This is a genomic window from Lapidilactobacillus salsurivasis (assembly GCF_054785215.1).
Genome location: NZ_BAAABI010000002.1, coordinates 140,144 through 162,936, shown reverse-complemented (window position 1 = coordinate 162,936; position 22,793 = coordinate 140,144). Strand labels below are relative to the sequence as shown.

Sequence of the window (22,793 nt, the reverse complement as noted above, 5' to 3'; positions counted from 1 at the left end):
CAGCCGTGACATTTTTGGTCTGATTGGTATTGGTCTGATCGGTGCTTGCAGTGGTTGTAGCTTGCTTGTTACTCATTTGATTGCTCGCTTGATTTTTCGCTTGATTGGCTTGATTGATTGAGACCATGATTGGCTTCCTCCCAAAGTTGTTTGATTTGGTGATAGACGCTAACGGGATCAGCGGCGGCGGTGATCGGGCGGCCGACGACCAATTGACTGCTCCCCTGCGCAGCGGCCGCGTCCGGGGTCATGATTCGTTTCTGGTCATCGCTGCCAGCCTGGTGCGTAGCCAAGCGGATGCCCGGTGTGACCCGGATAAAATCAGGACCGGTGATCTGGGCCAACATGCTGGCTTCTTGCGCGGAACAAACGACACCGGCTAACCAGGCTTTTTGCGCTAAGCGGGCATAATGACTGACGCTGGTAGTCAGTGTGGCATTGACCAATTGCTCGGACTGCATTTGTTGCTCGCTGGTGGAAGTCAATTGGGTGATCGCCAATAATTTTGGTACCGGCTGGCCGGCGGCGGTGCCGTCTTCCAGCCCCGTCCGCGCCGCCAGCATCATGTCGCTGCCCCCAGCCGCGTGAACGTCGGTATAGCGGACCCCTAAGCCAGCGATCACCCGCATCGCCCGTTCCACGGTGTGGGGAATATCATGTAATTTGAGATCAAGGAAGACATCGTGGCCTTGTTCGATCAACTGTTCGACGATCACCGGACCAGCGCTGTAATACAATTCCATCCCGACTTTGACGAAAAGGTGTTCATCTTGGGGAAATTTTTGAAGAAAGCGCAAGGTCGCTGCCTTGCTGGGAAAATCAAGGGCAATGATCGGTCGCCTTGGATCACTTGGAGCAATGGTTGGTTTCATTTGACTACCGCCGTTTCTTGGATCAGTTGGTGAATACTACTGATCTGATATTGGTCGAGCACTTGAGGCAATTCATTAATGATGCGGGGACAGGCTTGAGGATCAGCGAAGTTGGCGGTCCCCACCGCCACGGCGCTAGCGCCAGCCATGATCAATTCTAAGGCGTCACTAGCAGTCATCACTCCGCCCATGCCAATGATTGGCAAATCGGTGACTTGGTGGACTTGATGGATCAAGCGCACAGCCACGGGCTTGATCGCGGGCCCGGATAAGCCGCCGGTGCCATTAGCCAGAATCGGTTGACGGGTGCGCAGATCTAGCCGCATGCCCACCAAGGTGTTGATCATGGTCAAACCATCTGCCCCTGCCGCGGCGACTGCCAACGCGATTGGACGAATATCGGTGACATTAGGTGAAAGTTTGACGTAGAGCGGGACTTGACTGACGGCTTTACAAGCGGCGGTCAAGGCGGCGGCCATTTTTGGATCGGTGCCAAATTCTAGGCCACCGTGGGCCACATTGGGACAGGAAATATTTAATTCGATGGCTTTCACATTAGGCGCTTGACTGATTCGTTGACAAACCGCCACATAATCGGCTTCAGTTGTGCCGGCGACATTGGCGATGATCGGTAGATCTGGGAAATTTGTCGCCAACCAAGGCAGCTTCTCAGCCATGATCACCTCAAGGCCCGGATTCTGCAGCCCAATCGCGTTCAGCATGCCGCTAGTTGTTTCAGCAACGCGCGGGGTCGGATTGCCTAACCGCGGTTCATTGGTCGCCGCCTTGATCATGATCGCGCCCAACTGGTTCAAATCATACAGTTCCGCGTAATGTTGACCAAAGCCGAAGCAGCCACTAGCGGGCATGATCGGATTTTTCAGCTCGAGGCCAGGCAAATGGACAGCCAAACGGTTAGCCGGCGCTAGGTGGTGGGCCTGTTGCTCGCTGGTTGCCTGATGATCACGATAATCATGATTGCTTGTTGTCATAGTTTGACCTCCCCGGTGGCAAAAACAGGACCCTCATCGCAGACTTTATAAACGGCCGTGGCTGCCTCTGAGGCTGCGGGCACCACACAGGCGTAACATTCGCCGACGCCACAAGCCATTCGACTTTCTAAAGAAATGTAGGCGTGGGGATGGTCGCGATAACGGTTGTTGACCGCCATCAGCAGGCCGGTGGGTCCACAGGCGTAAATCGCCGCGAAACGTGTTTGGGCGTCCGCAAATTGCGCATCCAACAGTAACCCTAAATGACCGCGAAAACCAAGACTACCATCATTGGTGGCGCAGGCCAGCTCACCTAAGGCCGAAAATTCGGCTTGATAAAAGAATTGTGACTTGGTCGAAAAGCCCAAGGCGCTGGTCAGCTGGATCCCTTGTTGGTGGAGTTGCCGGCCTAACGCGTAAAGTGGCGGGATCCCTGTCCCCCCACCGATCAAGAGCGCTTGCTCCCCTGCTTGGAGAAAGTCACTAGGGAAGCCGTGACCTAAAGGACCCAAGACCGCCAATTTGTCACCAGGTTGGGCCTGACTCAGCGCGACGGTGCCGGCGCCGATTGTTTTGTAGAGCAAGGTCAGCTGACCTTGGGCGGGGTCTAGGGCAGCCACCCCAAATGGGCGGCGCAAGAGTAGCCGGGGATCAGGGACTTGCACTTCAACAAATTGCCCCGGGGTCCAAGGCAAGCGTGGCATCGCCCCAGCCAAAACTAATTCATAGACATCATCGGTCAATCGTTGCTGGCGGACGATCGTCATTTGTTCTTGGATCATCGCACTGTTCCTCCTAACGGATTGGTGGTAAAGGTTCGTGATTCTAAGACGCGTAAAATCGCCGCGGCGGTATCAAGCGAGGTAAATAGCGGCACATTGTGTTCGGTGGCCGTTTGGCGGATCTGAAAACCATCAGAAGCGGCATCTTGATCGCGATTCAAGGTATTGATGACCACTTGGATCATGCCTGCCCGCAATTGGTCAAGGATATTGGGCGCCGTGGTGACAGGTAACTTGGCCACTGTTTGTCCGTTGATCCCTGCCTTCTGGAAATAGGCGGCGGTACCAGTGGTCGCCATGATCTGATAGCCCAACTCACGAAAACGGCGGGCCAATTGCGTCGCTTCCGCTTTATCTTCGTCGGCCACGGTGAACAAGATCGTGCCATACTCAGGTAAGACCAATTTGGCGGCGGTGAAGGCCTTGAAGAGCGCCTTTTCTAAGGTGGTATCGGTGCCCATGACCTCGCCGGTTGACTTCATTTCTGGGCCTAACAGACTATCGACGTTGTGCAGTTTACTGAAGGAGAAGACCGGCGCCTTGACGTGGACCAAGGGACCTTCAGGATACAGACCATCTTGATAACCGAGTTCCGCTAAGCTGGCCCCTAGAATCACCCTAGTGGCGACGCGGGCCATGGGAATCCCGGTAACTTTACTGAGGAAAGGCACGGTGCGGCTGGCCCGGGGATTGACCTCGATCACATAGACTTGCTGATCGCGGACGATAAACTGAATATTCATCAAACCGACACAGTTCAACGCCAGCGCTAATTGTCGTGCGGCGGCCACGATTTTGGCCTTGATGGCGGGGCTGAAGGAAGGCGCGGGATATACGGCCATCGAGTCACCGGAATGAACCCCGGCCCGCTCGATATGTTCCATGATCCCTGGGAGTAAAACTTGCTGGCCATCGGAGATCACGTCAACTTCGCATTCCGTACCCACCAAATAATGGTCGATCAAAACCGGATGTTCGTGGGAAACTTGGACAGCGTCATGAATGTAGCGCTCAAGTTCATTGGGATTGGCGATGATTTTCATCGCCCGCCCGCCGAGGACGTAACTTGGCCGGATCAACACGGGATAGCCCACCCGTTCAGCAACGGCTAACGCAGCTGGCGCGGTGGTCGCGGTAGCGCCTAGTGGTTGGGGGATCCCCAGTTCTTGGATCACCTGCTCGAACTCATCCCGATCTTCCGCCCGGTTCAAATCGGCCAGCTCGGTTCCGAGAATTTTCACCCCAGCCGCTGCTAAAGGCGCCGCCAGATTGATCGCGGTCTGACCACCGAATTGAACGATCACGCCTAAAGGCTGCTCTAGGTCGATGACATTCAGCACATCCTCCAAGGTCAAAGGTTCGAAATACAGCTTATCTGAAATCGAGAAATCCGTGGAGATCGTTTCCGGATTATTATTGATAATGATCGCCTCGTAACCAGCGGCCTGGATCGCCTGAACGCAATGAACGGTAGCGTAATCAAATTCAATGCCTTGGCCAATGCGGATCGGGCCGGCGCCTAAAACCAAGACGGTCGGTTTGCCACTGGGCTGGCTTTCATTCTCATGTTCATAACTGCTGTAAAAATAAGGTGTTTGCGAGCTGAATTCCGCCGCGCACGTATCGACCATTTTGTAAACTGGGGTTAGGCCTAGGGCTTGCCGCTGCTGGCGGATCGCCAGCGCCGTTGTTTGCCAAATTGCCGCAATCGCCGCATCGCTGAAACCATTGCGTTTGGCTTGCCGTAAAACCGTTTGATCTTGAGGATGGGTCGCCAACGCTTGTTCCAACTCAATGATGTGCTGGATCTTATCCAAGAAGAAAAGATCGATCTTGGTCAACTCCTGCAATTCTGTTAGATCATAACCGCGACGTAAAGCCAAGGCCAGATAGAACAAACGGTCATCTTGGGGATGAATCAATTGATCGCTTAATTGTTGGTCACTGACCTGCGCCAACTCGGGCAATTCCAAATGTTGGGCGCCGATTTCCAGCGAACGCACGGCCTTCAACAAGGATTCCTCGAAGTTACGCCCGATCGCCATGACTTCGCCAGTCGCTTTCATTTGGGTGCCTAAACGGCGTTCACCTTGGGCGAATTTGTCAAATGGCCACCGGGGGATTTTCGTCACCACATAATCCAAGGTCGGTTCAAATTCCGCTAAAGTCGTTCCGGTCACCGGATTGACGATCTCGTCTAGGGTCAGGCCTACCGCGATTTTGGCGGCGATTTTGGCGATGGGATAACCGGTGGCCTTGGACGCCAGCGCCGAGGAACGCGAGACGCGGGGGTTGACCTCGATCACATAATATTGAAAACTCTGTGGATCGAGCGCCAACTGAACGTTACAGCCACCTTCGATCTTCAAGGCGCGAATGATCTGCAAAGACGCGTCGCGCAACATTTGGTTCTCCCGATCGGTCAAGGTTTGCACCGGCGCGGTCACGATCGAATCCCCGGTGTGAATGCCCACTGGATCAACATTTTCCATGTTACAGATCACCAGAGCGTTGTCAGCGGCGTCGCGCATGACCTCATATTCGATTTCCTTGAAACCGGCGATGCTTTGCTCGATCAAGGCTTGGGTGATCGGCGATAGGCTCAAAGCGTTGGCGCAAATCTCCGTCAGTTCGGTTTGATTGGCGCAAAGTCCCCCACCGGTGCCCCCCATGGTAAAAGCAGGCCGGACGATGACGGGATAGCCATTTTGTTGGGCGAATTCCAAAGCGGCCGCCACCGTTTGGACCGTTGTTGAGGCGGGAATCGGTTGTTGCAAGTCGGTCATCAATTGCTTGAACAATTCCCGATCTTCGGCCTGATTGATCGCGGTCAGTTTGGTGCCCAATAATTCGATCTGCAATTCGTCTAAAATCCCACTCTCCGCTAATTCCAGGGCGAGATTCAACCCCTGTTGGCCACCTAATGTGGGCAAGATCGCGTCAGGCAGCTCCTTGCGTAAAATCCGACTGACGAAGGGACAGGTCAAGGGCTCTAAGTAAACTTGGTCGGCGATCTCAGGGTCGGTCATGATCGTCGCTGGATTCGAGTTGACCAAGATGACCTGGTAGCCTGCTTCGCGCAAAGCCAAGCAGGCTTGGGTGCCGGAATAGTCGAATTCAGCGGCCTGACCAATAATGATGGGTCCGGAACCGAGGACCATGATTTTCTGGATATCTGTACGTTGAGGCATGAAGGCCACTCCTTTTTCTGCTGGTGAGATTGACTGGGACTAAGCTTTAGCGGGGACGGGCCGGCAACCTTGGTTATCGCCCTGCCCGCTCCGTTACCGCCCGCTTCAGGCGCGTTTCGTCGCCGTGATCATTTCGATGAATTCATCGAAGAGATGGGTGGCGTCGTGGGGACCGGGAGTGGCGTCCGGATGGAACTGAACGGAGAACGCCGGATAGCGGCGATGGCGGAGTCCTTCAATCGTTCGATCATTTAATTCTTCGTGGGTCACCAGGAGATCGGTACCAACCAGGGAAGTGGGATCGACCGCAAAGCCGTGATTTTGTGAGGTGAAGTCGATCCGACCGGTGGCGATTTCGCGGACGGGATGATTACCACCACGATGTCCAAATTTCATTTTGAAAGTAGTGGCGCCATTGGCCAGCGCAAACAGTTGGTGGCCCAGGCAGATGCCCATCAAAGGGATTTTGCCTTGGATTCCACGAATCATCGGCAAGGCGGCGGGAACATCTTGAGGATCCCCAGGGCCATTACTGAGCAGCACGCCATCAGGAGCCAGCGCTAACAGCTCGGCGGCGGTGGTCGTCGCCGGTAAGACGATCACATCGCAATCCCGGGCGGCCAATTGGCGTAAAATACTGTGCTTCAAACCGAAATCGATCACGGCGATATTATAACCCTTACCAGGACTTGGATAAGCCTTGGTCGTGGCCACTTGGGCGACTTGGTCATCAGCCAAGGGAGTCGCGCTCACCGCTGCGATCTGCGCCCGTGTAGGTAATTCATCAACTAACCGCGCCTTGAGTGTGCCCGCTTGGCGAATCAGTTTGGTCAATTCGCGTGTATCCACCTCACTGATCCCCGGAATTTCCTTCTGCCGGAGAAAATCAGCCAAGGTCTGGCGTTGGCGCCAATTGCTGGCCAAGCGCGCCACCTCCCGAACCACCACGCCGGCACAAGTGGGATCGATCGCTTCAGAATCGTCGCGGTTGATCCCACAATTTCCGATCAGCGGATAAGTAAACATGATCAATTGCCCGCAAAAAGACGGATCAGTCAACGATTCTTGATAACCGGTCATCCCAGTGGTGAAGACCAACTCACCGGTGACCGCGGCCTGGGCTGCCCCGAAAGCCACGCCGGTGAAGACTTGCCCTGTTTCTAAAACCAAATAACGTGCGGTCATCTTTGGACCTCCTGACGTTGATAAACAAATTTCCCGGCCACCATGGTCGCGACTGTGTGGCCAGCAACGGGCCAGCCAATGAAAGGTGAATTTTTACCTTTGGAGGCAAAGGTCGAAGCCATGATCGGCGCAACGTGATCCAGGTCGAAGAGCGCCAGATCAGCGGGACCGCCAACAACCAAACGGCCAACTTGATCGAGCTGGAACAGCGTCGCGGGTCGTTGGCTAAGCCAGTTCAACAATTGGGCCAAGGTAAAGACCCCGGTTTGAACGAATTTCGTATACAGTAACGCGAAAGCCGTTTCACTGCCGACGATCCCGAAAGGCGCCTGCCGAAATCCTTGATCTTTCTCGGCTTGGCTGTGGGGCGCGTGGTCGGTGGCGATGCAATCGATCGTGCCATCTAAAAGCCCCGCGATCATGGCTTGGCGGTCGGATTCGGTGCGCAGCGGCGGGTTCATTTTGTAATTGGCGTCATCGCCGGGAATATCTTGGTCAGCCAGTAGTAAATGATGGGGACTGACCTCACAAGTGACCTGGACGCCCGCGGCTTTGGCCTGGCGGATCAAGGTCAGTTCCGCGGCGGTGGCCACATGGCAGACATGGTAATGGACCCCAGTTGCTTGGGCCAAAACTAAATCCCGCGCCAATTGGGCCGTTTGGACGACTTCTAGTAAACCTGGTAATCCTAATTCCTGAGCCTTGGCACCGGCGTTGAGGACTCCACCATGACGCAGGCTGTCATCTTCCACGTGAGCGGCCACCGGCTTATTCACTGCTTTGGCGGCCAACATCGCGCGATACATGGTGTCAGCGGTTTGGATCCCGGAGCCGTCATTGGAGAAAGCCAGCACACCAGTAGCGGCGAGCCCAGCAAAATCCACCAACTGATCCCCCCGGCGGTCAGTGGTCAAAGTGGCGTATTGCCCGATGCGCACCACGGCCTCGGTCTGATTACGTTGATTCATCACGGCCAGTTGTGCCGGCGTGTCCGGCGCTGGGGTTAGATTCGGCATGGCGCCAATATAGGTGAAGCCGCCCCGAGCCGCGGCCTGGCTGCCTGTGGTGATCGTTTCTTTATAGGTTTGCCCAGGATCGCGCAGATGCACGTGCAAGTCAACTAAGCCGGGACTGACCAAATGGCGTTCCGCCTCAAAAATCCGCCCGCTAAAGTTAGCGGGGATCGGGATCTCGGTGGCCATGGCGGTGATTTTGCCCGCTTGGATCAGCAATTCTTGTGGTTGCAACTGGTTGCCACCGGAATTGATCTGGGCGTTTTTGATCAGGATCGTGGTTGATTCAGAGCTGTTCGTCATTGTGTTACCCTCCGGTTTGATTGAAATTTAACGCCATTGGCTTGCAAAACCGCTTCGATCATGGCCATGCGCACGTAAACGCCATTTTGCATTTGTTCATAGTAGCGAGAATGGGGACTTTCCACCAGGCTGCTGGCCAGTTCCACATCGCGATTGATCGGCCCAGGATGCATAATGATCGCTTGGGGCTGTAACCGTTGCGCCCGCGCCACCGTCAGCCCATAGGCTTGATGATAGGCGGCCGCGCTGAAGGTCTGGTTTTCCGTGGCACCCAAGCGCTCATGTTGGACGCGCAGCAACATGAGCACATCGACGGCGCCCACCAACTCATCCAGTGGCCGATATTCCCCATAACGATCGAATTGTGGCTGATACCATTGCGCTGGCCCCGAGAAATAAAGCTCGGCTCCCAGCGCTTGTAAAATTTCCATATTGGAACGGGCGACACGTGAATGGGCCAAATCGCCGACGATCGCCACCTTTAAACCAGCGAAATGGCCAAACTCTTCGCGAATCGTCAACAAGTCCAGCAAACTTTGGGAGGGATGTTCGCCGCTTCCATCACCGGCGTTGATCAAGGCCACTGGTAGATGCGCTTGCCCTAGCAATGGTTGATAATAAGCATTCTCAGGATGGCGGATCACCAGCAGTTGTACGCCTAACGCCGCCATGGTCAGGCAAGTGTCATACAAGGTCTCCCCTTTTTGGACCGAGCTACTTTGCGGTGAAAATTCGATGGTCTTGAGCCCCAAGCGCTGTTCGGCGATGCTGAAGCTGGTGTGGGTCCGGGTGCTATTTTCGAAAAATAAATTGGCCGCGAAGGTTTGGTCTTGAACTTGAGCCTGGGCGCCAGCTTTGAAAGCACTGGCCCGATCGAGTAATTGTGTTACCGCGGTTGCTGAGAAATCGGCCATTGAAACAATGGCTTTTTGCTGATTTAGCTTAGACAGAAAAATCATACTGGTCACCTCATGATGGATTGTTAGCTGTTATTTAAGCGTCTTGAACATCTAGTTGATTGCTTTTGCTGGACGACCGTGTTGGGGCGACTCGTCTGACAAGCGGACTGGGGTTTCCCGCGCAAATTCAGCGCCGGTCGCCTACAAAAAAACCGTCACCCCACTAGTTTCCCAGCAGAATGACCGTTCGGTAAGAGCCCGACGCGAAACCATTCTGCCTCTCTCTGGGGACAATTAAATCGTTACGGTTGGTAATTTATGAATTTTTTTGAATGTAGATGCCGTCGCGACCATCGTGTTCCATGACCGCAACTTTGATTTGTTCGTCTAACGATGTGGGGATATTTTTCCCGACAAAATCAGCGCGGATCGGCAATTCACGATGGCCCCGATCGACCAGCACCGCCAATGAGATTCGTTGCGGCCGTCCTTGACTAAGCAAGGCGTCCAAGGCCGCGCGGGCCGTCCGTCCGGTGAACAGAACGTCGTCGATCAAGACGACATGTCGGTTTTCGATCGAGACAGGCAATGAGACCCCATGAACTTCGGGATCGTTCGGACCGGGTTGATGATGATCATCACGATAAAGCGTGATATCAAGCTCCCCCACCGGCACCTGCCGCCCTTCCAACTGAGTCAGGCGTTGGGCGATCCGCTGCGCCAGATAGATCCCCCGCGTTTTGATCCCGACTAAGACCAGATCATCGAGTTGGGCGTTTTGTTCGATGATCTCATAAGTGATTCGGGTCAGCGCTCGTTTCATGGTTACCCCGTCAACAACTTCTTTTTCCATCTGGATCGGCTCCCTTTCCATAAAAAAATCCCCTGTCCCGTGGGCAGAGGAAGGAACCGTTTTGACACGGTGATTGCCAAGTCTAGGCAGACTTGGGCACTGATTCCTTGCTAGCCTCACGGGACTATTTTAAAGGACTGACTGATTGCAACTAGCATAGCGAACAAATCCGCTGCTGTCAAGAGGTTTTTTTGCGTAGCGCCCTAAGCAGGTGACTTTATTTGAGATCATTTGGTCGAAAAGTAGGTTGGCCGCAGCTTGCGCTGCGCGTGGCGTTGGTGGTGAACAAGTGTGGTAGGGCTCCAGGTCAGGCTGGGGGTGGTGGAACGCTGCGGGCACGATTTTGAGCTTTTCGGAAACCCACCGAAAATCTCAAAACTCGGCCTTATTCTAGGCGGCAAAGCCGCCAAGAATAATATCGCGGCTGACTCACCCCCAGCCCGACCTTCCGCCAACGAGTAAACAGCCCACCAACGCCACGCTCCGCTCCAGCCGCTCAACGTTATAACAGCTGTTTGAGCACTCACGCCAATTGGTATGCTATCGTCAATTGATGAGGAGCCACGCAACTGACGACCGTGGTTAGTGGTTATGATCTTTAAATTGGTGACACCAGCGCAGTCCGCTGGATGAACCGGGGCAAGTTTTTGATGAATCAACTGCATCGGCCGATTTCCACCCAATGATTGTTAAGTAAACAAGTAGAGATGTTCATCCTACGCCAAATGTCACGACCACCTAATCCGAATCTGTTGGCATTGCTGTACCACCAAAAATGGGCAATTGTCTGACCTCAATCTTGCAAAAGCACTTCGTCAAATCCTTTGCTTCAATGGCAGATAGGCTCAATTCTGCCCAGCAACCGCCTCAGGACGTGTGGCTCTATTCAGAGTGAGAGCCGACCTGGTCAGCTTCTGAGCATTAGCCTGGTAAAGATTTTTGAGGCAGGGCTTTGCCTTCGGAATCTTTGCGTAGCTAAGCGGAAGAAGCCGGGTCAGTGATCACGTTGCCGGCCACGACAAACGTCCTGAGGCGGTTGCGTCACCCCAACACCTACAAAACCTGCAATCAAGCACAGAACGCTAGAATTCGTTGGTTTTGCCGTACCAATCTAAAAATGTGCAATTGTTTGATCTCTAGCTTGCAAAAGCACTTCGTCAAATACTCAATTTCGATGGCAGATAAGCTCAATTCTGTTCAGCAACCGGCTGGGACTGCGCGGCTCAGTGGTGAAATTGTCCTTGGCGGCTTTGCCGCTTAGGACAAGGCTCGATTTGAAGACAAGCCGTGCACTTTACGGATTGGCTTCAAACGATGCCCACCACGTTCCAGTCCGCACCAGCAGTCCCAGCCGGTTGCGCTCACGCGCAAACCCACCACACCTGCAATCAAGCAACAAAAAAGATCCAGATCATCAACCGCAACAGGTTAGATGATCTGGATCAAGTGAAGTGCCAGAGCTGCGCATAACACCGCAATTAGACTAGCGCAGGAAGGATGTTAGGCAAGTTGCGTTGGATATGCGCATGAAGCCGCGTGAGTTTTATCGGAACATTGTCCGAGTCGCGCGGGCCATTACCTTGGCGTTCTTTTCATAGTGATGGAGTTTCGTTAATTGACTGTCAGGAATGCCTAAGAAGTGATAAACCGCCACTTGAGCAGCCCGGAAGGAATATTGTTCGGTGAAGACCATGTCAAATGGCATTTCCACAAATTGACTGATGAAAGCCAAGTTCTTGGATCCCTTCGGCACGACTGCAGGCCGGTCGCCAACAGCCCGTTGGTTGAACAAGGCGCTGGCATATGGCATGTGCGCCGGGATCACGTTGACGATGCTGGCCATGATCTCATCCATATGGTTGCGGATGTTGTCGCGGCTTGGATCGATCGCGGCAAGTTGACCAATGAATTCTTCCAGCATTTCCCGTCCGGTCATTTCCATGAATGGTTTGTCCACATAATCGCCGACTTGGCGTGGATACAAACTGTAACCCCAGAAGACGGTTTCGTTTTCTTTTTGGGCATGGAAGTGCGGTTGATGGTGGACGACGATCGACAATAATTCATTGCTGTCAATGAACGTATTCAGCGCGTTCCCGGGTTGTTGCTGGGTGATCCGGCAGATTTCATTCAACAGGTAATGATTGTTGGTCGTTACTGTGAAACTGGTCCATTCAGATTGTTCCCGATCACCGAAGAATTTATCGGGTTGACCTAATTGATAGAAATGGTTAGCGGCTTGTTTCCATAGTTGCGCGGAAGCGGCGTATTCCATATTCTCTTTCGCTGGGGTATCCATGTCACCGATCGAGCTACTGTCCGTGATTGAACCGTTCGTGTCAAAGACGAAATCGTCAGGATCAACTTTGATGATCCCGCGAGCGTCTTTGGCGTCCTTAGGTTGATCAACCCGTTCGTAGCGTAAGCCTTCAACGATGATATCATCGCGGAGTGGCGTGTCAGCGAACAATAATTCGGTAATCTTGCAATTGTTAACGAATGTTACGCCTTGCTTTTCCAGGAAGTGGCGCATGGGCAAAATAATACTTTCATATTGGTTGTATGGAGAACGGGTGACCCCTTCCAACGTGTTGATCCGGCTGAATTCAAGAATCATCCGGTTCATGTAACGCCGCAGTTCCATGGCCGCGCTTTGCCGCTTGAACGCGAAGGTGGTTTCCCACATGTACCAGAAGTTTGTCGTGAACATATGTGGGCTCTTAGCGAACCATTCCTCAATACTGATGTTGTTCAATTCTGGTTCCTTAGATTCAGGCAACATCATCAATTTGGTCAAAAGTTCGCGGTCGCGGTTATTGAATTGCATGTGGCGATAATCGTTCTTGCCGCCGTTGATCCGCAATCCTTCAGTTTTATCCATCAACCGACCAATATCATGGGTAGGATGATCATGGTCAAAGTTCAGGATGTCGTCAGTGACACTCCAGCCAGGATGGTCTTCGGAAGGCACGGAACCTAGCAGATCCCAAAGGTTCTCGTAAGTTTCTTCGTTGAGCATCCGGCCACCTTTCGCCAAATAACCCTTGTTGTTACTTAATGCTTGATTACTATATTCATGCTCGTAATCACTGACTTTAGCGCCATCGTTGGCACCGTGAGTCTCCAAACCATACATGGTGATTTGTTTTCCTTGCCAGTGACCATCACGAATCAAATAAAGACCTGCTGCTAAGTTACCAATACCAGTACCGATCATATAAGCTTTACGGGTCATAACTATCACTCCTTGTTTACTTTTACAGCTCCATTATAGGACCTAGGCGGCAAAAAACCATTAGACAAAACGGGAAAAGTGTCGCATTTTTTGACACATTGGCCAAAGTGTCTAAAAACAGTCAGCTGAAAATGCTGAATGGACCTGTTGACCCAGTCAGGAGCTTGATTGAACCAATGACCAAATTATGATCGTTGAATATTAAGAAAATACCCCGAGAAAGTGGCGCTCTCGGGATATTTTCGTGAAGTTATGGTGAACCATGTTTGCTATTGATGTTGCTGAGCGGCGCTGCGCGGGTTGAGGTCGGGCACCCGGCAGGTCTTTGGTGGATGTTAACTCACGGCCGAACCTCGGGGGCGAAGATGTCGGGCATCCAGCCAAGCGCAATCGCTTTCTCACCTAAATGCGTGCCGATCACCGGTCCAAAATAAGTGATTTCCGTGACGACTTCGGGAAATTTGGCCTGTAAACTGGTTTGCCAATTTTGGGCGGCCTGGGGATCGTTGGCGTGAATGATCAACAGCCGCAGCGGTACCGAACTTTTCGCTAAATCGCGGGCGAAAATCGCCTCTGCTCGTTGATACGCGCGTTTTAACGCTCGGACTTTGTCGAAGAGCACGATTTTATTCGTCTCCTCGGAAAACGTTAATAAGGGCTTGATCTTCAACATATTGCCTAAAACCGCGGACATGTTCGATAAGCGTCCGCCGCGCACCAGGTTCTGCAAGTCATTGACGATGAAAACTTCATTGATTTGTTGCCGCAATTGATCCAACCGCGTGAAAATCAGCTCCGGCGTGGCACCGCGTTGGGCCAGCCGCGCCGCTTCGATGGCCAAATAACCCAAAAGCCGCACCGTGATCCCCGAGTCATAAGGCAAAACCTGCAAGTGCTTGACCTGAGGCGCCAGTGTCGCCAAAGTCTGATAGAAGCCGGAAATCGTGCTGGCCAAATGGATGGAAATCACCGTATCATAACCAGCGTTAGCCAAGTTCTCATAAGTGCGCAGGAGATCGCCCACGGCTGGTTGCGATGTACTTGGTAAGGTCTTGGTCTGCCGCAATTTCTCATAGAAAACGGCGGGCGCCAGATCAACGCCCTCTCGATAAACCCGATCATCCATGATCAACGGGATCGGAACCACGGTAATGCCGTATTGACGACACTCCGCGGCGGATAAATAAGCAGAACTATCAGTCACGATTGCGATTTTCAATAAATTAACCCCCAGAAATAAGAATGACGTCCGCCCAATGGCAGCGGCGCGACCGGCTCCATAAGCGCTGCTTGCAGTCGCCGACGTTTACCAGGCTATCATGGTAAAACTCGCTTGAATCTATGGTAAAATAGAACAGTCTGCCCACGAGGCTGGCGGTTTGCTTGCTCTGGCCCTTGCGGCAGTGTTGTCCGGCTTGATTAGGTTGACCGATGTTTCTGTTAAACTTACTGGACTGGGCTCAACCCGGCAGGCTGTTAAACTGGTTGGCGCACTATACCAGTCGCGCCCCTGATACGCGGTTAATCCCTTTGAGTGGAACTGCTTTCGTGGGATTCCTGCAAATGAAGTTTGGCGGTACTGCGCAACAATCGATTCAGTAGCGTGGTCAATAGCCGTTTCTCCTCTTGATCCCAGTTACCCATCAGGAATTCTTGCAGGTCGCGTAATTGCTGCTCGATTTTAGTTTGGACTTGTAGTCCGGTGGGGCTTAGCTGGTAAAATCGTTGACGCTTATCGGCTTGCGTGACGACGGCCACTAATCCTTTGCTGGTCAACCCGGCCAATTGACGGCTTAAGGTGGAATTATCCAAAACTAACGTGGTCTTCAATTGGGCCAAACTGACGGTCTGCTCGGATAGGGTGAGTAATAAGCGCATTTGCGAAATTGGCAAATCCAGTTGCTCACTTAATTGCTGTTCAACTAGACGAATCTGTTGGGCCAGGTCGACGAGAACTGCGGTGAGAGCCTCCATAAGAATCAAATCTCCTCTATTTTTTAAGATGATTGTATTATACAACAAAACCGATGCATAGTACAACTAATAATGCGAATGCTTTTTTATCAATGAAAGGAATGATTTTATGTCATTTGATGGTGTGTTTTTGCATGCGATGACGGCGGAGCTAGCAACCAAGCTGATCGGTGGTCGCGTTGTTAAGCTGCAGCAACCCTATCCCCAAGATATTATCGTGGTGATCCGCAATCAGCGGCAGAATTTCCCTCTGTTACTGTCGATCAATCCAACTTTGGCCCGGGCGCAGATTACACGCATCCCTTATGCCAATCCGAAAACCCCGCCGAATTTCGTGATGACGCTACGGAAATATCTTGAAAATGCCACGGTTGTTGGTGTCGAGCAAGTTGCCAATGATCGCATTTTGCAGCTACGTTTGCGCTCCCGTAATGAGTTAGGCGATCAGGAGGATCTGTTGCTGATTGTGGAGATCATGGGCCGCCACAGTAATATTTTCCTGGTGGAAAGTGAAACGAACCGGATCATCGACTTGATCAAGCATGTTTCACCGGACCAAAATCGCTTCCGACTTTTGATGCCTGGAGCGCAGTATGTGCAACCAGAATTGCAGACGGGCTTTGATCCCTTCGCGGAACAGACAATGACAGAGCAAGACTGGGAACAATTATTGTTGGCGTTGCACGATCTAAAAACCAAACCTAACCAGGTCTGGCAACGCATGTTCCAAGGGCTGGGTAAGGATACCGCGGCCGAAATCGCGCAACGGACTAGCCGTTGTCTGGATCTGGCCAGTTTGCGGGAAACCGCGACTAATTTTTGGCAAAGTTTCGCTCAGCGCCAGGCGACGATCGGTGATTTTCAGGGGCAGTTGCAATTCAGCGCCATCCCCTACCAAACCATGACTGCTCAGCAAACCGACTTCATGGATCTGAGTACCATGTTGGATCAGTTCTATGGACAAAAGGCGGAAACGGACCGCAAACATCAATTGGCCAGCAACATGTTGCAGCGCCTGACCACGGTAATCAAACGGAATCAGAAAAAGGTCAAGAAATTACAGGCAACTTTGGATCATGCGGAGAACGCGGATATTGATCGGATCAAAGGCGAGATCCTGACGACTTATTTGAGTCAAGTGCCCGCCCACGCCAAATCTGTCACCCTCCCCAATTATTACGACAACGAGACGCCGCTGGTGATCAACTTGGCGCCGGATCTGTCGCCGTCGAAGAACGCGCAGAAATACTTCACCCGTTATCAGAAAGCGAAGACCGCCCTGGTGGTGGTAGCTGAACAGCTACAAGAGACGCAAGGCGAGTTGGACTATTTGCTCGGAGTTGAGGCCCAGGTTGGCGTTGGTGATCCGAAAGATTTAGTGGATATTCAGTTTGAATTAGAGCAACAAGGCGTTTTGCGCCCGAATCAGAAGCGGAAGAAACAACGAATCAAGGTCAATCCGGCCGAACGTTTCTATGCCAGCGATGGCACGGAAATTCTCGTCGGCAAGAATAACCTTCAAAATGACCAATTGACATTGAAAACCGCGCGAAAGACCGATTTATGGCTGCATACCAAGAACATTCCTGGCTCTCATGTGATCATCTCCGCTGCTGATCCTAGCGCGGCAACCATCAAGGAAGCGGCAATGCTGGCGGCCTACTTCTCCAAGGCACGGCAATCCAGTCAAGTGCCGGTTGATTATGTGGCGGTCAAGGCAATCCACAAGCCTAATGGCGCTAAACCCGGTTTCGTCATTTACACTGGGCAACATACCCTCTACGTCACGCCGGAACTGGCGCTGGTTGACCAGTTACGCAAGAAACCGACTCAAGCTGCTAACAAGTAGCCCCCTGAATTCAAGCGAGCCACCCTGTCGCGATGGCAGTTGTGGCTCAGTTTCGTCATGCTAGGAAAAAAGCAGCCGTTAGTCTTCCGACTAACGGCTGCTTTTTGGTTGGCTGAATTTTCCGGGGCTTGCTCAAGCCTTTGCCGGTTAAATCAAAGGTTGAATCGCGAAAGCCCGCGATTCGAGGACAGTCAAAATCGCTTCCGCCTCATCCATGGTGGTGATCAGCGGCACGCTATGCATCACCGCGACTTCCCGCAATAACGCGCCGGAAATGCTCACCGGTCCGCGCCATTCGGTGGTATTGATCACCATTTGAATTCGCCCGCCACTGATTTCCGCGGCGATGTCCGGCTGCTTCTTCCCGATATTATGGACGAAATCGGTGGGTAAACCCGCCGTTTGAAAAGCCGTCGCGGTTTTGGCGGTGGCGACGATCTGGTAGCCCAATTGCTTGAACCGTTGCGCGATCGCCAGACCTTGCGCCAAATCATGGGAAGCAATCGAGAAGAGGATCCGGCCAAAAGCCGGCAAAGGTTGCCGCGCTGCTTCCAAGGCTTTGTAGAGTGCTTTTTCAAAGGTGATGTCACTGCCAATGGCCTCACCGGTCGTTTTCATTTGGACCTGGGATAATTTCTCCCGCTTATTGAGCTTCGTAAAGGAATAAACTGGGATCTTAATGTGATAATTGGCGATTTTAAGGCTGCCATCGCCAGGATAGCCTAATTCGGCCAGGCTGGCCCCCAGCAAAACGCGCACGCCCAGCGTCACCACTGGCTCCGTGGTGGTTTTATTAATAAAGGCCAAGTTGCGGCTACCCTTCAAGTCGATGGCCAACACATAGAGCTGGCCCGCATTGACCAAGAAGCGAATATTCATAAAACCTCGCGCGGATAAGGCTTGCCCGACGGTTTTGAAAACATTCTTGATTTGTTCCGCCATGGCCACGCTGAGATTTTGGGCGGGGGTCACGGTCATCGCCTCGCCAGAATGCAGACTGGAATGTTCCAGATGCGCTAAAATGCCCGTGATCAGCACGTGCTCTCCATCGAAGATCCCGTCAACCTCATATTTGTCGCCACTCAGAAACTCCCGCAAGGTGAAGGGGAAATTCGCCAAATCGTGTTGGAAATGGCCCAAATAACGTTGGAGATCGGGGGCGTTGCGAATGACTTCCGTTGGTGAGAAGAAATGGTCAGGGTTGGGATGGATCAGCAAAGGATAGCGCAAGTGATGCCGCTGTAACAGCTCGGGAATAGCCTCTGGTTGCAATAATTGCACGATTTGCGGACCCTGCAACTGCAGGCGTTGCAATAATTCACGGAATTGTTCTGGTTGATGGACTTGATTTAAAGCCGCCGCGTCGGCGCCAAGAATTTTGAGACCGCGGGCTTCCAATGCGGCGGTCAACTTACTGGCGGATTTGCCGCCAAGCTGGGTGATGATATAGTCGGGTTGTTCCGCGGTCGCCACGTTCAGCGCCGATTCCGCGTTGATCGGCGCATAATAAAGGCGATCGGCAACCCCAACACTGGTGGAATACGCGTCGGGATTATTATTCAACAAGACAGTTTGATAGCCTAATTGCCGCAACGCCAACAGACCCCGAACCGTTTCATAGTCAACTTCGCTGCCCTGTTCGATCTTGGTGGGGCCGGAACCGATCAAGAGAATCTTCTCCCGTTGATCGGTGGGACTGACCTCATTGCCTGTGGCGTAAGTAATGAAGTATTGTTGCGAATGAACCAGCGGACTGGTAGCTAAACTATTGATTTCTTGAAAACCTGGCTCGATCTCCGCTTCTTTACGAAAATCGCGCAATTGGGCAACGGGGATCTCCCATAATTGACTAATCTTCAAATCAGAGAATCCGTAGATTTTCGCCTTGGCCAAGGTTGCTTGGTCGCCCTTATGGTTGCGGAGTTCTTGCTCCAATTGAATAATATTCTGGATTTTCGCCACGAAAAACGCGTCGACCTTGGAGATGTGGCTCAGATCGCTGACGCTGTATCCGCGCCGCAGCGCTTCCGCCAAGCAGAAAATTTCTTCATCCGTGGGGTGGATCAGCTGCGCGGTCAGTTCATCATCAGGCAAGGCCGCCACGTTCGGCTTCCATAGATGATCAATGTGCAAATTAAAGGAGCGCACCCCTTTCAACAGGGCCGCCTCCACATTCCGTTCAAACACCAAGACTTCGCCAGTGGCCTTCATTTCCGCGCCTAAGGTTCGATCAGCGCCAGTGATCCGGTCAAACGGCCAGCCGGGGAACTTGCACGCGATATAATCAAAAGCCGGTTCAACCAAGGCGGTGCTCCCCTGTTCATAAGGGTGCTCGATTTGATCCAGCCGCAGTCCCAAGGTTAATAAGGTGGCGATTTTCGCCAGGGGATAGCCCAGCGCTTTGGCCGCGAAGGCGCTGGTTCGCCCTAGCCGCGGCGTTGCCTTCATGATCCAAAAAGCATCGCTGTCTGCGGCGACGGCGAATTGGATATTGCAGGAGCCGACAATATTTAGATGTCGCCCGATCGTGATCGCGGTTTGCCGCAGTTGTTGCACTTGGCGATCGGTCAGGGTCTGGATCGGTGCCAGCGTGATTGAATCGCCAGAATGGATTCCCACCGGATTTAATTGCTCGCAGTTGAAAACCGCGGTCACCTGATCGGCCCGATCGCGTAAAATTTCGAATTCGATTTCTTTGGCACCGACCACACTTTGGCACAGCGCGACTTGATGCCGCGGCGATAACGCCACGGCCCGTTTGAAAATCTGCTGGAGCTGGTGTTGACTTTCAGCGATGCCCCCGCCTGTTCCGCCAATGGAATTAACCGGCCGCACCATGATCGGCCAGCCTAACTGACTGCTGGCGTGAGTCAATTCGGCGCTGTTCGTGACGATCAAGCTGCTTAAAATCGGCAGATCCAACGCCTGCATCGCTTGTTGAAATTGATCAACGTTGGTCGCCGGTGTTTCGCGACTAAGATCAGTGCCTAGAATCTGCACGCCCAATTGATCCAGCAAGCCCGACCGCCGCAACGCCATCACTAGATTAACGGTCGTTTGGCCGCCAACAGTCGCTAGAATCGCGTCAGGCAGCTCTTTGCGAATGATCTCGGTTAGAAACTTCTCGGTGATCGGTTCTAGATAGATGCTAACATTGGGATGCCGGTCGGTCATGTTGGTTGCCGGGTTTGAGTTGATCAAAACCACTTGATAACCGGCGGCAGCCAAGGTATTGACGGCCTCGGTACCTAAATAATCGAATTCGCTGGATTGCCCGACCACATAGGGCCCGGAGCCAATCACCAAGATTTTATCGATGTCTGTGCGTTTACCCATCAAAATACCCTCTGCTTTCGCTCAATATCCGCGTTCATTAGATCCAAGAAGTCATCGAACAAATGTTGCGCGTCGGTGGGACCAGCCGCGGCTTCAGGATCGAAATTGACCGCGAAAACCGGCAAGAATCGATGGCGAAAGCCCAGCACTTCCTGATGATTGACCGCCAAGTGGGTCGTTAACAGATTGGAGTCCGCAGGGATCGCGGTTAGACCATAGTTACCATTTTGGGCAGTCAGACAAATATTCTGGGTGATCTTCTCCTTGACGACTAAATTGATCTGATGGCGCGCGAAATGACGCGCCTCAACGGCCAGTCCATTGGCCAACGCCACCACCGAGAAGCCTAAGCCAATGGCGAAGATGGGATAATGACCTTGGATCTCCTGCAAAGTGGCGATGGTTTTCGTGAGGGCTTGGGGATTGCCAGGGCCATCACTGATCAAAATACCATCGGGCGAGATCGTCGTGATCGTTTCGCTGGGCGTGTCAAAAGGCAGCACTGTCACGTTACATTGACGTTTCGATAATTCCCGCAAAACAGTATTCTTCAGACCGAGATCCAAAACCACCACATTGCGCCCAATATTAGGACTGGGATAAGCCTGCTTGGTCGAGACCTGACTGACTTGATTGTTGGCCACGACCAACGCCTTGATCTGATCATGGGCGTGGTCATCATGGGTATCCATCAAGCTCGCCTTCATATTGCCGTGAGTCGCCAAATGTCGATAGAGTCGGCGGGTATCCACGTTTTTTAGACCAGGGATCCGCTTGGAGCGCAGAAACTGATCCAAGGTCATTTGCGCGCGCCAATGGCTGGTCAGCTCGTAAGATTCACCGATCACCACCCCCTTGATGGTGGGCTCGATCGATTCATAATCATCGCGATTGATACCGACCGCCCCTTGCTGGGGGTAAGTAAACCCAATGATCTGGCCGGTATAGCTCTTGTTGGTGATGGCTTCTTGGTAACCCGTCGCGCCAGTATAGAGCACCAATTCTCCCGTGGTGTTGATCGACGCGCCGAAAGACTCGCCTGGGAAAACAGTACCATCTTCAAGTATCAAAAATCGTTTCATTATTTTGGCCTTCATTTCCGGTCTTGTTAAGGGATGAGGACTGATCGTCGGCTAGGAATCAAGCAGCGCCGAACCTAGCCACGCTTGCCAGCAACATTGTTCTAAGCAACATTGAACTAAACAACATTGAACTAAACAACATTGAACTAAACAACATTGAACTAAACAACATTGATCAAAATAACATTGACGCCAGCAACATTGACTCAGGCCAGGATGACCTGATCAACTTGGTCGATCTCCGCCACTTGGACTTTTATTTTTTCTGTCCGGGCGGTGGGAATATTCTTGCCGACAAAGTCAGGGCGAATCGGCAATTCCCGATGACCACGGTCGATCAAGACCGCCAAGGCGATCTTTTGGGGCCGCCCCGCTGCCATCAAGGCATCCAACGCCGCCCGAATCGTGCGACCGGTATAGAGCACATCATCCACCAACACCACATTTTTACCGGTGATCGGCGTCGCTAATTGTGGTGGTGTGGGCTGGCTGACGGTCCGATCATCCCGATATTCAGTCGCGTCCAGGGCAACAACAGGAATCTTTGTATTTTCCAATTGGGCGATCCGCTCGCCGATTCGCTGGGCCAACACAATGCCGCGGGTCTTGACGCCGACAATCACCAAGTCGTTGAGCCCGCGATTCTGTTCGATAATTTCATAGGTGATCCGCGTTAACGCGCGTTGCATCGCCGTTTTGTCCAAGACTACTTTTGTCATGGGTCTCCTCCTATTGAAATGTGTTCGCCACCCCAGCGATTTCCGCTTAGCCTAGCCAGGTTTCCGGAAGCGAAACCCGCTTCCGAAATCCTGGCTAGGCTAATGCTCAGAAGCTCCCCGGGGTGGCTCTCACTCTGCTTTGAAACGTGTTCGCCGCCCCAGCTTCTTGCGCTTAACTACGCCCGGCTTTCGGAGGCTAAGTCCGGCCTCCAAAATCCTGACTAGGTTAATGCTCAGAAGCTCCCGGGATGGCTCACACTCTGCTTTGAAACGTGTTCGCCACCCCAGCTTCTTGCGCTTAACTACGCCCGGCTCGGAGGCTAAGTCCGACCTCCAAAATCCTGGCTAGGCTATGCTCAGAAGCTCCCGGGGTGGCTCTCACTCTGCTAAAAAACTCACGTCCCCTTGTGGTCGCGAGTCAAACATCACTGCTATCCCGCGCTGAAAAGGATGAGCGACCCGTTTTGCCGGTCCTTGCTCAAGTCGATAATTTCAGTCTAGGGATCAG

At 52.7% G+C, this 22,793-nt stretch carries 17 protein-coding genes; 2 read left to right on the top strand and 15 right to left on the bottom strand.

Going from position 1 to position 22,793, the window contains the following annotated elements:
- Positions 1-68 precede the first annotated feature (68 nt).
- The 9 genes from pyrF to ACYVSB_RS02690 form a co-directional block, all read right to left on the bottom strand.
- Positions 69-872 carry an orotidine-5'-phosphate decarboxylase gene (gene pyrF, locus ACYVSB_RS02730; RefSeq protein ID WP_461218349.1) on the bottom strand — a complete coding sequence of 268 codons (804 nt, stop codon included), beginning with the start codon at positions 870-872 and terminating at the stop codon, positions 69-71.
- Positions 869-1,864 (bottom strand): dihydroorotate dehydrogenase, encoded by a 996-nt coding sequence (locus ACYVSB_RS02725; RefSeq protein ID WP_461218348.1) that lies wholly within the window; start codon positions 1,862-1,864, stop codon positions 869-871. Before ACYVSB_RS02725 ends, pyrF begins: the two co-directional genes overlap by 4 nt.
- On the bottom strand, positions 1,861-2,646 hold the full coding sequence (locus ACYVSB_RS02720) for a dihydroorotate dehydrogenase electron transfer subunit (protein ID WP_461218347.1): 786 nt from the start codon (positions 2,644-2,646) through the stop codon (positions 1,861-1,863). The genes ACYVSB_RS02725 and ACYVSB_RS02720 overlap by 4 nt, the downstream gene beginning before the upstream one ends.
- Positions 2,643-5,837, bottom strand: a complete 3,195-nt coding sequence (gene carB, locus ACYVSB_RS02715) for a carbamoyl-phosphate synthase large subunit (protein ID WP_461218346.1) — start codon at positions 5,835-5,837, stop codon at positions 2,643-2,645. The genes ACYVSB_RS02720 and carB overlap by 4 nt, the downstream gene beginning before the upstream one ends.
- Before the next feature lie 105 nt (positions 5,838-5,942).
- On the bottom strand, positions 5,943-7,022 hold the full coding sequence (locus tag ACYVSB_RS02710) for a carbamoyl phosphate synthase small subunit (protein ID WP_461218345.1): 1,080 nt from the start codon (positions 7,020-7,022) through the stop codon (positions 5,943-5,945).
- The gene (locus tag ACYVSB_RS02705; RefSeq protein WP_461218344.1) at positions 7,019-8,338 is read right to left on the bottom strand and encodes a dihydroorotase; all 1,320 of its coding nucleotides are present in this window, start codon (positions 8,336-8,338) and stop codon (positions 7,019-7,021) included. Before ACYVSB_RS02705 ends, ACYVSB_RS02710 begins: the two co-directional genes overlap by 4 nt.
- Positions 8,335-9,297, bottom strand: coding sequence for an aspartate carbamoyltransferase catalytic subunit (locus ACYVSB_RS02700; protein ID WP_461218343.1), 963 nt, complete (start codon positions 9,295-9,297; stop codon positions 8,335-8,337). The genes ACYVSB_RS02705 and ACYVSB_RS02700 overlap by 4 nt, the downstream gene beginning before the upstream one ends.
- A 256-nt stretch (positions 9,298-9,553) precedes the next feature.
- Positions 9,554-10,090: a bifunctional pyr operon transcriptional regulator/uracil phosphoribosyltransferase PyrR gene (pyrR, locus tag ACYVSB_RS02695; protein ID WP_373875482.1), complete on the bottom strand. Its 537-nt coding sequence runs from the start codon at positions 10,088-10,090 to the stop codon at positions 9,554-9,556.
- Between the two features lie 227 nt (positions 10,091-10,317).
- Complete coding sequence (locus ACYVSB_RS02690) at positions 10,318-10,755, bottom strand: hypothetical protein (RefSeq protein WP_461218342.1); 438 nt, start codon at positions 10,753-10,755, stop codon at positions 10,318-10,320.
- Between the two features lie 564 nt (positions 10,756-11,319).
- On the opposite strand from ACYVSB_RS02690, the gene ACYVSB_RS02685 reads away from it, so the two are divergent.
- Positions 11,320-11,526, top strand: a complete 207-nt coding sequence (locus ACYVSB_RS02685; RefSeq protein WP_461218341.1) for a hypothetical protein — start codon at positions 11,320-11,322, stop codon at positions 11,524-11,526.
- Positions 11,527-11,633: 107 nt separating this feature from the next.
- On the opposite strand, the gene ACYVSB_RS02680 is transcribed toward ACYVSB_RS02685, so the two are convergent.
- The 3 genes from ACYVSB_RS02680 to ACYVSB_RS02670 all read right to left on the bottom strand — a co-directional run bounded on the left by ACYVSB_RS02680 (position 11,634) and on the right by ACYVSB_RS02670 (position 15,299).
- A complete protein-coding gene (locus tag ACYVSB_RS02680) occupies positions 11,634-13,325 on the bottom strand; it encodes an oleate hydratase (protein ID WP_461218340.1) in 1,692 nt (563 codons plus the stop codon).
- A gap of 340 nt (positions 13,326-13,665) precedes the next feature.
- Positions 13,666-14,544, bottom strand: a complete 879-nt coding sequence (locus ACYVSB_RS02675; RefSeq protein ID WP_461218339.1) for a DegV family protein — start codon at positions 14,542-14,544, stop codon at positions 13,666-13,668.
- 302 nt (positions 14,545-14,846) lie between these two features.
- Complete coding sequence (locus ACYVSB_RS02670) at positions 14,847-15,299, bottom strand: MarR family winged helix-turn-helix transcriptional regulator (RefSeq protein ID WP_461218338.1); 453 nt, start codon at positions 15,297-15,299, stop codon at positions 14,847-14,849.
- Between the two features lie 109 nt (positions 15,300-15,408).
- Between ACYVSB_RS02670 and ACYVSB_RS02665 the strand changes: the two genes are divergently transcribed.
- Positions 15,409-17,148 (top strand): Rqc2 family fibronectin-binding protein, encoded by a 1,740-nt coding sequence (locus tag ACYVSB_RS02665; RefSeq protein ID WP_461218337.1) that lies wholly within the window; start codon positions 15,409-15,411, stop codon positions 17,146-17,148.
- 147 nt (positions 17,149-17,295) lie between these two features.
- Here the strand turns inward: ACYVSB_RS02665 and ACYVSB_RS02660 are convergent, their stop codons facing one another.
- From ACYVSB_RS02660 to pyrR (ACYVSB_RS02650), 3 genes are all read right to left on the bottom strand, one after another.
- A complete protein-coding gene (locus ACYVSB_RS02660) occupies positions 17,296-20,484 on the bottom strand; it encodes a carbamoyl phosphate synthase large subunit (protein WP_125595819.1) in 3,189 nt (1,062 codons plus the stop codon).
- Positions 20,484-21,566, bottom strand: a complete 1,083-nt coding sequence (locus tag ACYVSB_RS02655; protein ID WP_125595822.1) for a carbamoyl phosphate synthase small subunit — start codon at positions 21,564-21,566, stop codon at positions 20,484-20,486. The genes ACYVSB_RS02660 and ACYVSB_RS02655 overlap by 1 nt, the downstream gene beginning before the upstream one ends.
- A 206-nt stretch (positions 21,567-21,772) precedes the next feature.
- Positions 21,773-22,285, bottom strand: a complete 513-nt coding sequence (gene pyrR, locus ACYVSB_RS02650) for a bifunctional pyr operon transcriptional regulator/uracil phosphoribosyltransferase PyrR (protein WP_461218336.1) — start codon at positions 22,283-22,285, stop codon at positions 21,773-21,775.
- Positions 22,286-22,793 lie beyond the last annotated feature (508 nt).